Source organism: Zoogloea sp. GW822-FHT05C07 (genome assembly GCF_058800215.1).
Window position 1 is genome coordinate 4,168,883 of record NZ_CM179510.1, and the last position, 13,785, is coordinate 4,182,667.

At 63.0% G+C, this 13,785-nt stretch carries 14 protein-coding genes; 6 read left to right on the forward strand and 8 right to left on the reverse strand.

Translation table 11 applies throughout. From position 1 onward, the window contains the following. Window positions 1-143: 143 nt before the first annotated feature. The 3 genes from dnaJ to grpE form a co-directional block, all read right to left on the reverse strand. The gene (gene dnaJ / locus AC3QL2_RS19225) at window positions 144-1,274 is read right to left on the reverse strand and encodes a molecular chaperone DnaJ (RefSeq protein WP_493233108.1); all 1,131 of its coding nucleotides are present in this window, start codon (window positions 1,272-1,274) and stop codon (window positions 144-146) included. Window positions 1,275-1,377: 103 nt separating this feature from the next. Further along, window positions 1,378-3,309 carry a molecular chaperone DnaK gene (dnaK, locus tag AC3QL2_RS19230; protein ID WP_493233107.1) on the reverse strand — a complete coding sequence of 644 codons (1,932 nt, stop codon included), beginning with the start codon at window positions 3,307-3,309 and terminating at the stop codon, window positions 1,378-1,380. Window positions 3,310-3,401: 92 nt separating this feature from the next. Continuing rightward, window positions 3,402-3,992, reverse strand: coding sequence for a nucleotide exchange factor GrpE (gene grpE / locus AC3QL2_RS19235; RefSeq protein WP_493233106.1), 591 nt, complete (start codon window positions 3,990-3,992; stop codon window positions 3,402-3,404). 162 nt (window positions 3,993-4,154) lie between these two features. Between grpE and AC3QL2_RS19240 the strand changes: the two genes are divergently transcribed. Further along, the gene (locus AC3QL2_RS19240) at window positions 4,155-5,516 is read left to right on the forward strand and encodes a protein kinase domain-containing protein (RefSeq protein WP_493233105.1); all 1,362 of its coding nucleotides are present in this window, start codon (window positions 4,155-4,157) and stop codon (window positions 5,514-5,516) included. Window positions 5,517-5,531: 15 nt separating this feature from the next. On the opposite strand, the gene trxC is transcribed toward AC3QL2_RS19240, so the two are convergent. Further along, window positions 5,532-5,981 carry a thioredoxin TrxC gene (gene trxC, locus AC3QL2_RS19245; protein WP_493233104.1) on the reverse strand — a complete coding sequence of 150 codons (450 nt, stop codon included), beginning with the start codon at window positions 5,979-5,981 and terminating at the stop codon, window positions 5,532-5,534. Window positions 5,982-6,138: 157 nt separating this feature from the next. On the opposite strand from trxC, the gene AC3QL2_RS19250 reads away from it, so the two are divergent. Continuing rightward, a complete protein-coding gene (locus AC3QL2_RS19250) occupies window positions 6,139-6,663 on the forward strand; it encodes an AP2 domain-containing protein (protein WP_493233103.1) in 525 nt (174 codons plus the stop codon). Between the two features lie 9 nt (window positions 6,664-6,672). On the opposite strand, the gene AC3QL2_RS19255 is transcribed toward AC3QL2_RS19250, so the two are convergent. The 3 genes from AC3QL2_RS19255 to hrcA are packed head-to-tail and all read right to left on the reverse strand — an operon-like array spanning window position 6,673 to window position 9,201. Further along, window positions 6,673-7,017, reverse strand: a complete 345-nt coding sequence (locus AC3QL2_RS19255; RefSeq protein ID WP_481122023.1) for a phage holin family protein — start codon at window positions 7,015-7,017, stop codon at window positions 6,673-6,675. A gap of 43 nt (window positions 7,018-7,060) precedes the next feature. Beyond that, the gene (gene hemH / locus AC3QL2_RS19260) at window positions 7,061-8,161 is read right to left on the reverse strand and encodes a ferrochelatase (protein ID WP_493233102.1); all 1,101 of its coding nucleotides are present in this window, start codon (window positions 8,159-8,161) and stop codon (window positions 7,061-7,063) included. A gap of 11 nt (window positions 8,162-8,172) precedes the next feature. Then, complete coding sequence (hrcA, locus tag AC3QL2_RS19265; protein ID WP_493233101.1) at window positions 8,173-9,201, reverse strand: heat-inducible transcriptional repressor HrcA; 1,029 nt, start codon at window positions 9,199-9,201, stop codon at window positions 8,173-8,175. A 131-nt stretch (window positions 9,202-9,332) separates the two neighbouring features. Here hrcA and AC3QL2_RS19270 point away from each other — a divergent pair, with 131 nt between their 5' ends. Both AC3QL2_RS19270 and recN read left to right on the forward strand, forming a co-directional pair. Further along, window positions 9,333-10,217 (forward strand): NAD kinase, encoded by an 885-nt coding sequence (locus AC3QL2_RS19270; RefSeq protein ID WP_481114918.1) that lies wholly within the window; start codon window positions 9,333-9,335, stop codon window positions 10,215-10,217. A 26-nt stretch (window positions 10,218-10,243) separates the two neighbouring features. After that, the gene (gene recN, locus AC3QL2_RS19275) at window positions 10,244-11,911 is read left to right on the forward strand and encodes a DNA repair protein RecN (protein WP_493233100.1); all 1,668 of its coding nucleotides are present in this window, start codon (window positions 10,244-10,246) and stop codon (window positions 11,909-11,911) included. A gap of 12 nt (window positions 11,912-11,923) precedes the next feature. On the opposite strand, the gene fur is transcribed toward recN, so the two are convergent. Then, window positions 11,924-12,376, reverse strand: coding sequence for a ferric iron uptake transcriptional regulator (fur, locus tag AC3QL2_RS19280; RefSeq protein WP_493233099.1), 453 nt, complete (start codon window positions 12,374-12,376; stop codon window positions 11,924-11,926). A gap of 122 nt (window positions 12,377-12,498) precedes the next feature. Between fur and AC3QL2_RS19285 the strand changes: the two genes are divergently transcribed. After that, a complete protein-coding gene (locus tag AC3QL2_RS19285; protein ID WP_493233098.1) occupies window positions 12,499-12,846 on the forward strand; it encodes an outer membrane protein assembly factor BamE in 348 nt (115 codons plus the stop codon). Between the two features lie 47 nt (window positions 12,847-12,893). Beyond that, window positions 12,894-13,700 (forward strand): 4-hydroxy-tetrahydrodipicolinate reductase, encoded by an 807-nt coding sequence (gene dapB, locus AC3QL2_RS19290; protein WP_493233097.1) that lies wholly within the window; start codon window positions 12,894-12,896, stop codon window positions 13,698-13,700. Window positions 13,701-13,785 lie beyond the last annotated feature (85 nt).

The following is a 13,785-nucleotide window of genomic DNA, read 5'->3' on the forward strand; positions in this document are numbered from 1 at the left end:
AGGGCATCATTGTCATTATTTTTTGTTAATCAAATCGGAGCCGGCCCCGAGTATAGGACAAAAAAAATGCCTTTCGGAAAGCACACGGGCCGACGTTGAAACAACGTCGGCCCGTGTGTCAGGCTGTTGCAGTGCGGCAATGATCAGGCGCCGAAGAAGTCCTTCACCTTGTCCATCCAGGACTTTGCCTTAGGGTTGTGACGTTCCGCATTGGACGATGCGATCTCATCGAATTCCCGCAGCAGTTCCTTCTGACGCTCCGTCAGTTTGACGGGGGTTTCCACGATGACGTGAACCATCAGGTCACCCGGAGCGTGGCTGCGCACATTGCGGATGCCCTTGCCGCGCAGGCGGAAGACCTTGGCGCTCTGGGTCTCGGACGGAATGCGGATGGCTGCCGCGCCGTCCAGCGTCGGAATCTCGATCTCGCCGCCCAGCGCCGCCGTCGTGAAGCTGATCGGCATCTCGCAATGCAGGTCGTCGCCATCCCGCTGGAAGACGGGGTGCTGTTTGATGTGGATTTCCACATACAGATCGCCCGCTGGGCCGCCGTTGACGCCGGGCTCACCGTGGCCACTGTGGCGCAGGCGCATGCCGTCGTCGATACCGGCCGGGATCTTCACCTCCAGGGTTTTCTGGCGCTTGATCCGACCGGCGCCGCCGCAGGACGTGCAGGGCTCGGGGATGATGCGGCCGCTGCCGTGGCACTTCGGGCAGGTCTGCTGGATCGAGAAGAAGCCCTGCTGGATGCGTACCTGGCCGGCGCCGCCGCAGGTGGGGCAGGTCTTGGGCTGGGTGCCGGGCTTGGCGCCGCTGCCGTGGCAGCTGTCGCATTCCTCTAAGGCGGGAATGCGAATGGTCTTCTCGGCGCCGCGGGCGGCTTCCTCGAGGGTGATCTCCAGGTTGTAGCGCAGGTCGGCGCCGCGATAGACGTTGGAACGTCCGCGTCCGCCGCCGCCACCGAAGATGTCGCCGAAGATGTCGCCGAATGCGTCGGCAAAGCCGTCGAAGCCCTGGCCGCCACCGCCACCACCGCCGCCCAGCGAAGGATCGACGCCGGCATGGCCGTAGCGGTCGTAGGCTGCGCGCTTGTTGCCGTCGGTGAGGATCTCGTAGGCCTCCTTGACCTCCTTGAACTTGTCCTCGGCTTCCTTGTTGTCCGGGTTGCGGTCCGGATGGTACTTCATGGCCAGCTTGCGGTAGGCCTTTTTCAGTTCATCCTCGGATGCGTCGCGATTGACGCCGAGGATCTCGTATAAATCCCGTTTCGCCATTTTTGGGTGCTCTGGCTATCTTGTGGAAAGGCCGAGCCGAGCGGCGCACGGGGCGCCGGCATGGCTCGGCCGGAACAGTCTGCGGCAGTGATGCCGGACAGGCTTACTTCTTGTCCTTCACCTCGGTGAATTCGGCATCGACGACGTCCGCATCGTTGGCCTTGGAGCTGCTGCCACCGGCAGCGCCTTCGGCGGCGCCAGCGGTACCGGCTTCAGCCTGAGCCTGGGCGTAGATGTGCTCGCCGAGCTTCTGGCTGACGGCGGCCAGGGCTTCACTCTTGGCATCAATGGCAGCCTTGTCGCCGGTCTTGATGGCGTCTTCGGCGTCCTTGATGGCGGCTTCGATCTTGGCCTTGTCCTCGCCGATCTTGTCGCCGTGCTCGGCCAGGGCCTTCTTCACGGAGTGGACCAGGGTGTCTAGCTGGTTGCGGGCATCGACCAGTTCGTGGGCCTTCTTGTCTTCCTCGGCGTGAGCCTCGGCGTCGCGGACCATCTGCTGGATCTCGTCATCCGACAGGCCGGAGTTGGCCTTGATGGTGATCTTGTTTTCCTTGCCGGTGGCCTTGTCCTTGGCGGACACGTGCAGAATGCCGTTGGCGTCGATGTCGAAGGTGACTTCGATCTGCGGCATGCCGCGCGGAGCCGGCGGAATGTCGGACAGATTGAACTGGCCGAGGCTCTTGTTGCCGGAAGCCATTTCGCGCTCGCCCTGCAGCACGTGGATGGTCACGGCGGACTGGTTGTCGTCGGCGGTGGAGAACACTTGCGAGGCCTTGGTCGGAATCGTGGTGTTCTTCTGGATCAGCTTGGTCATCACGCCGCCCAGGGTTTCGATGCCGAGGGACAGGGGGGAGACGTCGAGCAGCAGCACGTCCTTCACTTCGCCCTGCAGCACGCCGCCCTGGATGGAGGCGCCGACGGCGACGGCTTCGTCCGGGTTCACGTCACGGCGCGGATCCTTGCCGAAGAATTCCTTCACCTTGTCGATGACCTTGGGCATGCGGGTCTGGCCGCCGACCAGGATCACGTCGTCGATGTCGGAGACCTTCACGCCGGCATCCTTCAGGGCCACGCGGCAGGGCTCGATGGTGCGCTCGACCAGGTCTTCGACCAGGGATTCGAACTTGGCACGGGTGATCTTCAGCGCCAGGTGCTTCGGGCCGGTGGCGTCGGCGGTGATGTAGGGCAGGTTGATCTCGGTCTGTTGACCGGAGGACAGCTCGATCTTGGCCTTTTCGGCGGCTTCTTTCAGGCGTTGCAGGGCCAGCACGTCGTTCTTGAGATCGACGCCCTGTTCCTTTTTGAACTCGGTGACGATGTAGTCGATGATGCGCTGGTCGAAGTCTTCACCGCCCAGGAAGGTGTCGCCGTTGGTGGCCAGCACTTCGAACTGGTGCTCGCCGTCGATGTCGGCGATTTCGATGATGGAGATGTCGAAGGTGCCGCCGCCAAGGTCGAACACGGCGATCTTGGAGTCGCCGGGCTTCTTGTCCATGCCGAAGGCCAGAGCGGCCGCGGTCGGCTCGTTGATGATGCGCTTGACTTCGAGACCGGCGATCTTGCCGGCGTCCTTGGTGGCCTGGCGCTGGCTGTCGTTGAAGTAGGCCGGCACGGTGATGACCGCTTCGGTGACTTCTTCGCCGAGGTAGTCTTCGGCGGTCTTCTTCATCTTGCGCAGCACTTCGGCGGAAACCTGCGGCGGGGCGATCTTCTTGCCACGCACTTCAACCCACGCGTCGCCGTTGTCGGCCTTGGCGATGGTGAAGGGCATCAGGTCGATGTCCTTCTGCACTTCCTTCTCTTCGAAGCGGCGGCCGATCAGGCGCTTGATGGCGTAGAGGGTGTTGCGGGCGTTGGTGACGGCCTGGCGCTTGGCCGGGGCGCCGCACAGGATTTCACCGTCGTCGGCGTAGGCCACGACGGACGGGGTGGTGCGCGCACCTTCGGAGTTTTCGATGACTTTCGGCTTGCCGCCTTCCATCACGGAAACGCAGCTGTTGGTAGTGCCGAGGTCGATGCCGATGATCTTGCCCATGAGTTTTCCTTCAGTTCGAATTCTGTTTGACATGCGGCCCGACGGGGTCGGAGCGCTGGCTTGTTACCGATATGGGGATGCCGTCGCCGCTTTCAAGCGGCGGGTTTGGCTTTCGACACGACGACGAGCGCCGGGCGGATGGTGCGGTCGTGCAGCAGGTAACCCTTCTGCAGCACATTTATCACCGTATTGGGTTCGCCGTCGGCTTCGATGGCGCTGATCGCCTGGTGCTTGTTCGGGTCGAACTTCTCGCCGACCGGATTGATCTCGACCACATTGGCGCCCTGGAAGGCGGAGGCGAGTTGCTTGAGGGTCAGCTCGACGCCTTGCTTGAGGCTTTCGAGGGTGGCGTTCTCGGTGGCGAGGGCGGCTTCGAGGCTGTCCTTGACCGGGAGCATGGCCTGGGCGAACTTGTCGGCGGCAAACTTGCCGGCCTTGGCGATGTCGTCCTGGGCCCGGCGGCGGACGTTTTCGGTCTCGGCCTTGGCGCGCAGCCAGGCGTCGTGGTGCTCGGCGGCCTTCAGTTCGACCTGGCGGAGTTGTTCTGTGAGGCTCGGCAGGGAATCGACACTCGGCGCATCAGCAGGCTGGGAAACTTGCTCGGCCTCAGCGCCGGCGGCGTTTTCCACGAGTTCCGGGGCCCGCGTTTCTTCGGCGTTCAGCGGCGTGTCTTGATCTTGCATGGGTAAGGCTCCTTTTTGGGACTCGCGGTAACTTGGGGGCGCAGGTTAAGATTTCAAGGGGCAAATTTCATCGATGCCGTCCTGTATCCACAGTGGGTGTAAAATTGTGATGAATCCGGCGTGTCCCGGTCATCTTTCCAGGCTCTGGGGCGTAAAGCAGGTATGGAACAAGAACCCAGCAAGATCGGTAAATACAAGCTGCTCCGCGAGGTTGGCCGTGGCGCCACGGCAACCGTTTATCTGGCCGAGCACCCTCAGTACCCGGAGCCGGTTGCCCTCAAGCTGATCCGTTTCGATGACAAGTCGAAGGACGAGGCCAAGTGGAACCGGCGGCTCCTCAAGCTGCTGAGGGCCGAGATGGACGTATCCCGCCGCCTGGATCACCCGAACATCATCAAGATCTTCGATACGGCAGTCGAGAAGGACTACGCCTATATCGTCATGGAGTACTTCCCCGGCACGACGCTGGAGCCGTACTGCACCTTCCAGAATCTGCTGCCGCTGCACCGGACCATCGGCGTCGTCTTCAAGTGCTGCATGGCGCTGGACTACGCCTACCGCCAAGGCATCGTACATAGGGACATCAAGCCGGCCAACATCCTGATCGACGAGCAGGATAACGTCAAAATCACCGATTTCGGCCTGGCCCTCAATATCTGCAAGAAGAGCGAGTCCGACTCGACCTTCATCATGGGTGTCGGCTCTCCAGCCTACATGAGCCCGGAGCAGATCAAGGGCTACCCGCTGAACCAGAAGACCGACCTGTTCTCGCTCGGGGTCGTGCTCTTCCACATGCTGACGGGGCGCCTGCCGTTCCGTGCCAAGAATCCGGCCCAGCTGATCTACAAGATCCTCAACACCGAGCCGCCGCTCGTCTCGCAGATCAACGCAGACTTGCCGGAGCAGCTCGATACCGTCATCCGCAAGGCGCTCGAGAAAGACCTGTATTCCCGCTACAAGAACGGTGCCGATTTCGCCAAGGATTTGTCGGCGGTCAGGTACAAGATCCTCGACGACTCGAGCATGCCGCAGGATACGACGCGCTTTTCGATCCTCCGCAAGATGCCTTTCTTCGTGGAGTTCGAGGATGTGGAGATCTGGGAGATCCTGCGCATATCCCGCTGGCGCAAGGTGGATTCGAACACCTTGCTGATGCGGGAGGGAGATGCCGATCAGCGTTTCGGGATCGTCATCGACGGGCGCGTGGAGGTTTCCATCGATGGGCACCGCGTCTGCGAGTATGCCTATGGTGAAGTGTTTGGCGAGCTGGCGTATCTCGACCAGCAGGAACACAAGCACATGAGTACGGTGGTCACGACGACTTCCACCGTTTATCTCGAGCTGAATCCGGCGGCGCTTTCCCTTGCCACCGACGAGTGTCAGGAGGCGTTCCGGACCCGGCTTGTCACCGTCGTGGCGCGTCGTCTGGGGCAGGCCTTGCGGGATCTGTCGAAAGACGGGCCACCGGCCGAACGCATCACGGCCAGCGGCTTCGGCATGGAGCTCCAGCTGGTCGACAACTGAGGCTGGCCGCCACCATCAGGTGGCTTGGCGGCCCAGATTCGCCAGCGTCCAGCGCTGGATGTCCTCTCTACCGATGGCGCCCGAGTGGCGCGCTATTTCCCGGCCTTCGTGGATAAGCACCAGGGTGGGAATGCTGCGAATGCCGAAGCGCGTCGCCAGTCCGGGCTCGTCCTCCGTGTTTACCTTGCCAAGCCTGACCCGCGGCTCAAGGCCCGTCGCCGCGGCGGCAAAGGCGGGCGCCATGCTACGGCACGGGCCGCACCAGGGCGCCCAGAAGTCCACCAGCAGGAGGATGCCGCTGCGCTCCGCGTGAGCGGTGAAGTTGGCATCGCTCAGGGGGACAGGGCTTCCGGTGAAGAGTGCCTGTTTGCATTTGCCGCACTGTCCCGCGTCGTTGAGGCGTGTTGCGGACATGCGGTTCAGCGTGTCGCAATGGGGGCAGGCGATCAGCAGGGTTTCGCTCATGGGATGGCTCCGGGAAGGTTTCTGGCTATGTTGGGGAGGTAGCCCGGGGTTTCAAGCGACGATCGGCTGCTATATTGCAAAAATCTAAAGTTCCACCAAATTCGGTCGAAATTCGCCTGGTAACGCGATGTCTGCGCGGGGCGGAAGGAGGTGGCGTGTGGGTCGGGTCAGCACTTATGGGATCAGTCGGGTCGATAACGAAACCAGCCGTACTCATGGCTGGCTGGTGACGATTCAGCGGCGCGGCGTGATCTATCGCAAGCACTTCAGCGACGGCGTCTTCGGCGGGAGGCAGCGCTCGTTCTTGGCTGCGAAAGCGTATCGGGACGAGATCATCGCCGCCCATCCGCCGCTGTCGATGCAGGAATACTCCAACATCGTCAAGAAGAACAACCGTTCGGGTGTTGTAGGGGTTTGCCGGTACTGCGCTTCAGAAACCCGTGATCTGCCGGAGGAAAAGCAGCGCTGGTTCTGGGTGGCGTCGTGGCCCTTGCCCGACGGTAAGCGCAAGCGGGTCAAGTTCTCCGTCAAGAAGTACGGCGAAGACGGTGCCTTCCAGATGGCCATGGACGCCAGGTCGGTGGCTCTGGGAAAACTGGTTGGGGCCTTCGATCCCGGGGCGGTGCGGCGCAAGCCCGTGAGGCGTCGTACGGTGGTCGTGGGTTCTGCTCCCTCGCGCTGAGCGCTGCGGCTAGTCCTTGTCGCCCAAAGCCATGCTGACCATCCAGGTCAGCAGGCTGTACAGCAACGCGCCCAAGAACGCCGTCGGAAAATCCGGCACGACGAAGCCGCGCACCAGGCCGGACACGAACCAGAACATCAGGGCGTTGATGACCAGTGTGAACAGGCCGAGGGTCAAGATAGTGATCGGCAGGGTCACGATGATCAGGATCGGTCGGATTATCGCGTTTACAAAGCCCAGCAGCAGCGCGCTCACCAGGGCGGCGGAGTAGCTGTCGACGTGGATGCGGGTGAGCACTTCCGGGATCAGCATCAGCGCGACCGCGTTGAGAACCCAGCGTAAGAGGAGCTTCATGATTGTCCGTTCCTGCCGCGGCTGGCCGGCGTGCCGATTGTGGTCATGATGCTGCGCCCATGGCACGGGCACGCTCCGCCTGGTGGGTCAGTTCGTCCCGGTCCGGGCGGGCGTCGTCTAGCCAGTGGCCCAGCTGGCGGAGGCTCAGCTTCATCAAGGCTTCGATCCAGTCCTGTCGTTCGTTCAGGCAGGGAATGTAGCTGAAGCGCTGGCCGCCGGCGTGAAGGAAGGTCTCCCGGCATTCCATGTTGATTTCTTCGAGTGTCTCGAGGCAGTCGGACACGAAGCCCGGGCACATGACGTCTACGGATGAAGCGGTCTTGTTGCGCGCCAGTTGCTCCAGCGTGGGCTGCGTGTACGGGGTAAGCCACTCGGCCTTGCCGAAGCGCGACTGGAAGCTGACGATGACGCGCTCCTCGGGCAACTGCAGGGCCTCGCGCAGCAGGCGGGCGGTCTTGTGGCATTCGCAGTGATAGGGGTCGCCCAGGTCCAGGCTGCGGCGCGGAATGCCGTGGAAGCTGAGGACGAGCTTGTCGGCCTGCCCCTCTTTCTTCCAGTGATCGCGCACCGACTGGGCCAGCGCTGCGATGTAGCCCGGGTCGTCGCCGAAGCTGCGTACGTAGCGGATTTCCGGGAGGTTGCGCCAATGGCGCAGGCAGTCGGCCACGTCGTCGATGACCGTCGCGGTCGTGCTGGCGGCGAACTGCGGGTAGAGCGGGACGACGAGGATGCGGTTGCAGCCGGCGCTGCGCAGTGCATCGAGCTGCTTGCGGATGGACGGCTGGCCGTAACGCATGGCCCAGCTCACCTGCAGGTCAGGCTGGCCTGCATGGGTCAGGAAGCCGGCCAGCAGCTTTGCCTGTTTTTCGGTATGGACCTTGAGCGGCGAGCCTTCATCGGTCCACACGCTGGCGTACTTGGCGGCGGACTTGGCGGGCCGGGTGCGCAGGATGATGCCGTTGAGGATCGGCCACCAGATGAGGCGCGGAATCTCGACGACCCGCGGGTCGGACAGGAACTGCTTCAGATAGGGGCGGAGCGCGTCGGCGCTTGCCGCGGCGGGTGTGCCGAGATTGACCAGCAGGATGCCGATGCGGGGTGTCTGGCCATGGGTGTGGGCTGGCTCCTGCCAGTATCTGGACATGGCGGCTTTCGTCAGTTGTGGCCCGAAAGGGCGCTGGTTAGGAGGCGGGCGGTGACGTCGACGATCGGGATCACTCGTTCGTAAGCCATGCGGGTCGGGCCGATGACGCCGACGGAGCCGACCAGCTGGCCGTCCACTTCGTAGGGTGCGGTGATGACGCTGCAGTCGTCGAGGGGACTCAGCCCGCTCTCGCCACCGATGAAGATCTGCACGCCCTGGGCGCGATTGGAGATGTCGAGGAGCTGCATGAGGCCGGTCTTCTGTTCGAACAGTTTGAAGAGTTCGCGCAGGCGGGCCATGTTGGAGGACAGGTCTTCCGCGTCGAGCAGGTTGGTTTCGCCGGAGATCACGTAGGTGCTCTGGGTTTCCTCGAGGGCTTCGCTGCCGGCTTCGACGGCCGCGCTCATGAGGTCGGTCATGTCGGAGCGGAGCTGCTTGAGTTCGTCCTGGATGCGCGTGCGGATCTCGGGAAACGCCAGGCCGGCAAAGTGCTGGTTGAGGTAATTGGCGGCGGTGACCAGTTCGGCCGGGTTGTAGTGGCGCTTGGTGAACAGGATCCGGTTCTGTACGTCGCCACCGGTGGTGACGAGGATCAGCAGGACACGGGTTTCCGACAGGCTGACGAACTCGATCTGGCGGATCTTGATGGCGTCCTGCTTCGGGGAGATCACGACGCCAGCAAAGTGGGTGAGGCCTGACAGCAGCTGGGAGGCGGCATTGATGACCCGCTGCGGCTCGCCGGGCTGGATCTGGCCCTTGATCTCCCGCATCTGGCCCAGGTCGATGGGCTGCACCGTGAGCAGGCTGTCGACGAAGAAACGATAGCCGCGCGCCGTGGGCACGCGGCCGGCCGAAGTGTGCGGGCTGGTGATGAAGCCGAGCTCTTCCAGGTCCGACATCACATTGCGCACCGTTGCCGGGGACAGTTTGAGCCCGGAATGGCGTGACAGGGCACGCGAACCGACCGGCTGGCCTTCGGCGATATAGTGCTCCACAAGGGTCTTGAGGAGGATTTGCGAACGTTGGTCGAGGCTGGTCATGGCGGAAGGCTCGGAGAGACGCTGGGATTCTAAGGAAGGGACGCGCTCATGAGAAGCATGAATGGTGCCGGTTGGTTCTGTTTTGTCTTGGCCGCCTGCGGCGTCCGTGAATAATGTGGTTTAATCGGCGCATGACCTGTGAGTTCAAGACGATTGCGCTGATCGGCAAGTATCAGAGCCCCGAGGTGGCTGAAGCGGTGCTTCGGCTGGCCAATCATTTGCGCGGCCTGGGGCTTCAGGTGCTGATCGAACAGGGGACAGCCAGTTCCACCGGGCTGACGGCGGGTTTCTCGGTCGCCAGCTACGAGGAAATCGGTGTTCAGGCCGATCTTGCGGTCGTACTTGGGGGCGATGGCACGCTTCTCAATAGTGCATGCCGGCTGGCTGAGTACGAGGTACCGTTGGTCGGCGTCAATCAGGGGCGGCTCGGCTTCCTGACCGACATCTCCCGGGAGGTCGCGCTGGAAAAGATCAGCGAGGTGCTCGAAGGGCGGTATTCGGAAGAAAGCCGCGTGCTGCTCGACGCCGAAGTGCTCCGCAATGGAAAGCGCGTGTTTCATACGGTGGCGCTCAATGATGTGGTGGTCAATAAGGGCGATCTCGGGCGCATGATCGAGTTCGATCTGCGTATCGACGGAGAGTTCGTCTATACCCAGCGTTCGGACGGCATGATCATTTCGACGCCGACCGGTTCGACGGCCTACGCGCTGTCGGCCAATGGCCCGATCCTGCATCCGAGCGTGGACGGCATCGCGCTGGTGCCGATGTGCCCTCATACGCTGACTGCGCGTCCCATCACGCTGCCGGACCGCTGCCGCATCGAGATCGTGCTGCTGCCGCCGCACGACTCCCGCGTGCACTTTGATGGACAGACACGTTACGACACACGGGCGGGCGATACTCTGCAGATCACCCGATCGCCCCACCGGGTTCGCCTGTTGCATCCGGTGGGCTACAGTTATTTCGCCATGCTGCGTGAAAAGCTGCACTGGAGCTCCGCGCCCCGCCACGGCTGACCTGCTCAAATTTCCTCTCTGCCTTCATGCTGCGTCATCTTTCCATTCGCGATTTTGTCATCGTCGATCAACTCGAGCTCGAGTTCGAGGCCGGTTTTGGTGCATTGACCGGCGAGACCGGCGCGGGCAAATCGATCCTGCTGGATGCCCTGGGGTTGGTGCTGGGCGGCAAGGCCGAGAGCGGGGTTGTCCGGACCGGGCAGGCCAAGGCGGAGATTCTCGCCGAATTCGACCTCCCGGAAGATGGCGCGTTGCGGGACTGGCTGGTCGAACAGGAGCTGGATTCCGGTGACGGCTCGGTGCTGATGCGGCGGGTCATCGACAGCGGCGGGCGCTCCAAGACATGGCTCAACGGCGTTCCCGTTGTGCTGGCCCAGATGCGGGCCGCCGGGGAGTGGCTGGCGGATATTCACGGCCAGCACGCCCATCATGCGCTATTGCGTACGGATGCCCAGCTGGAACTGGTGGATGCTCATGGCGGCCTGTCCGGGCAGGCATCCGAAGTGGCCGACTTGTATCGTGCCTGGTCCGCTCTGCGACGGGCGCGGGAGGTGGCGGAGCACGGGGCCTTGAGCACCGAGAGGGAGCGCGAACTGCTGGCCTGGCAGGTCAGTGAATTGCGTGAACTGGCCTTCGATCCTCATGAGTGGGCGACGCTCAACCAGGAACAGACCCGCCTGGCTCATGCGGCAGGATTGATTGCGGGCAGCACGGAGGTGCTGGAAGGCCTGGCGGACGGCGACTATGCGCTGGTCTCGCAACTCGATCACCTGCTCGCACGGGTGGCGGATATGGCGCAGCACGACGGGCAGCTTGCCGACGTGCAGGAGCTGCTGGGCAGCGCGAGCATCCAGCTCGACGAAGCCCTGCATGCGATGCGCCGCTATCGGGACCGGCTCGACGTGGATCCGGAGCGCCTTGCGGAGATCGATCAGCGTATCCAGGCGGTAACCGGCATGGCGCGCAAGCACAAGGTGGCGCCCGAGGCCTTGCCCGATCTGCAGGCCGATAGTGTGCTGCGCCTGGAGCGCCTCACGCGGGAGGCCGATCCAGAGGCGCTGGCCCGAGAGGAGTCGGCCGCAAAAGCGCGCTTCATGGAGGCTGCCGGACGCTTGTCAGTGGCGCGCCGAAGCGTGGCGGAGGCACTGTCGGCGGCGGTGACCGATGCAATGCAGTCGCTGGCGATGGCCGGCGCGTGCTTTGAGATTGCCGTCCGACCGGTGGAGGAGGGCTGTGCCAGCGGGCTTGAGACGGTGGAGTTCCTGGTCACGGCCAACGCCAGCCAGCCGCTGCGTTCCCTCGCCAAGGTTGCATCGGGCGGGGAGTTGTCACGGATCGGTCTGGCGATCCAGGTCATTGCGAGTCGCAACGCGGCTACGCCAACGCTGATCTTCGACGAGGTCGATGTCGGTATCGGCGGGCGGGTGGCCGAGATCGTCGGACGCCTGCTCAAGCAGATAGGGAGTGATCGCCAGGTGCTGTGCGTGACCCACCTGCCCCAGGTGGCGGCTCAGGCCGACTGGCAGTGGACCATCTCGAAGGAAACCCGTGATGGCCAGACGCTTTCCCGCGTAAAGCGCCTGACGCCTGCCGAGCGCGTTGAGGAGATCGCCCGCATGCTGGGTGGTGTACACATCACCGATACCACCCGCGATCATGCGGCCGAGATGCTGGGCCTGCAGCGCGCTGGCTGAGGCCAGCAGCGTTCAGGTGCTGGTAATCGGGCCGCTGCCCGGGCGGTTGGGGCAGGGGTCCTTCTTGCAGTCCGCGTACAGATAAAGCGCATGTTCGCGTACGGCGAAACCGCGCTCTTCGGCAATCCTGTTCTGCCTTTCCTCGATGGCGGGGTCGAAGAACTCTTCCACCTTGCCGCACTGCAGGCATACCAGATGGTCGTGGTGATGCCCTTCGTTGAGTTCGAAGACGGCTTTGCCGGACTCGAAGTAATGGCGCTCAAGAAGGCCGGCCTGTTCGAACTGGGTGAGCACGCGGTAGACCGTGGCCAGTCCGATGTCCATATCTTCGGCGATGAGCAGGCGATAGACGTCTTCTGCCGTCAGATGGCGGTTTTCCACCTTCTGGAACAGATCGAGGATCTTGAGGCGCGGGAAGGTAGCCTTGAGGCCGATACTCTTTAGGTTCTGCGAATTACTGGACATGGGAGCCCCGAAAACTTGGATGCGGCGGTCGAAAGTCCGACCAGCCCCGTATGATATAGTTTCAGACCAACCTTGAGAATGCGGCCTTTCGGCCGATGCCCATTCCGCCTTCCAGAAACGCCATGCGCAAACTGTTCTCTTCTGTACTGCTGGTAGCTATCCTTTCCGGTTGCACCGCCGTCGGCGACTTTTTCAAACCCTACAGAATCGATGTCCGGCAGGGCAATTTCGTGACCCAGGAAATGGTGTCCCAGCTCAAGTCCGGAATGACACGGGATCAGGTGCGCTTCGTGCTGGGGACGCCGCTGGTGACCGATGTCTTTCATTCAGACCGCTGGGACTACATCTACCGTTTTCAGCCGGGCAAGGGCAGCTTGCAGGAGCGCCGCCTGACAGTGATCTTCGAGGACGGCAAGGTGGCGCGCCTCGAGGGGGATGTCCGTGCAGGCGAGACGCCCTCGCAACCCTGACGGACTGGCCCGGCGGAACCTCTTAATACCCTTATTCCGGAATTTTCATGACTCAAGTTCGTATCGCGATTGCCGGTGCTTCCGGTCGAATGGGGCGGATGCTCATCGAAGCAACCCTGAAGGATCCGGAGACCGTGCTGGTCGCCGCCTTCGAGCGTTCCGAGAGTACCTTCATCGGCAAGGATGCCGGCGATCTGGTCGGTAGCCCGTGCGGCGTGACCATCACCAGCGATGTGGCCGCCGGGCTGGCGCAAGCCGATTGCCTGATCGACTTCACGCGGCCGGAGGGAACCTTGCATCACCTCGAGTTGGCGAAGGCTGCCGGCTGCGGCATGGTGATTGGTACGACGGGCTTCTCGGCCGAGGAAAAGGCTGCGATTGGCGCTGCAGCGCAAGGCATCCCCGTGGTCTTCGCGCCGAACATGGCGGTCGGAGTTAACGCGGTCTTCAAGCTTCTGGACGTGGCTGCGCGGATTCTCAACGAAGGCTATGACGTAGAGGTCATCGAGGCGCATCATCGCCTCAAGGTCGACGCGCCGTCCGGAACCGCGCTGCGCATGGGCGAAGTTGTTGCATCGGCGCTGGGGCGCGACCTCGAGTCGTGCGCTGTTTACGGCCGCGAAGGCGTGACCGGAGAGCGCGATGGCCAGACCATCGGCTTTGCTACCGTGCGTGGTGGCGACATCGTAGGCGACCACACCGTGTTGTTCGCTGGAATCGGTGAGCGCATCGAGATCACCCACAAGTCGGGTAGCCGCATGCCCTACGCGCTGGGAAGCCTGCGGGCGGCGCGCTTCATTGCTGGGCGCAAGGCGGGGCTGTTCGACATGCAGGACGTGCTCGGTCTGAAGTAAATCGGCCAGTCGCGGCTCAAGCCGTGGGGCGCCCTGCCGATACGATGGGGAAGGGTGTCCTCACCCCCATCTGTCCGTCGTCGTG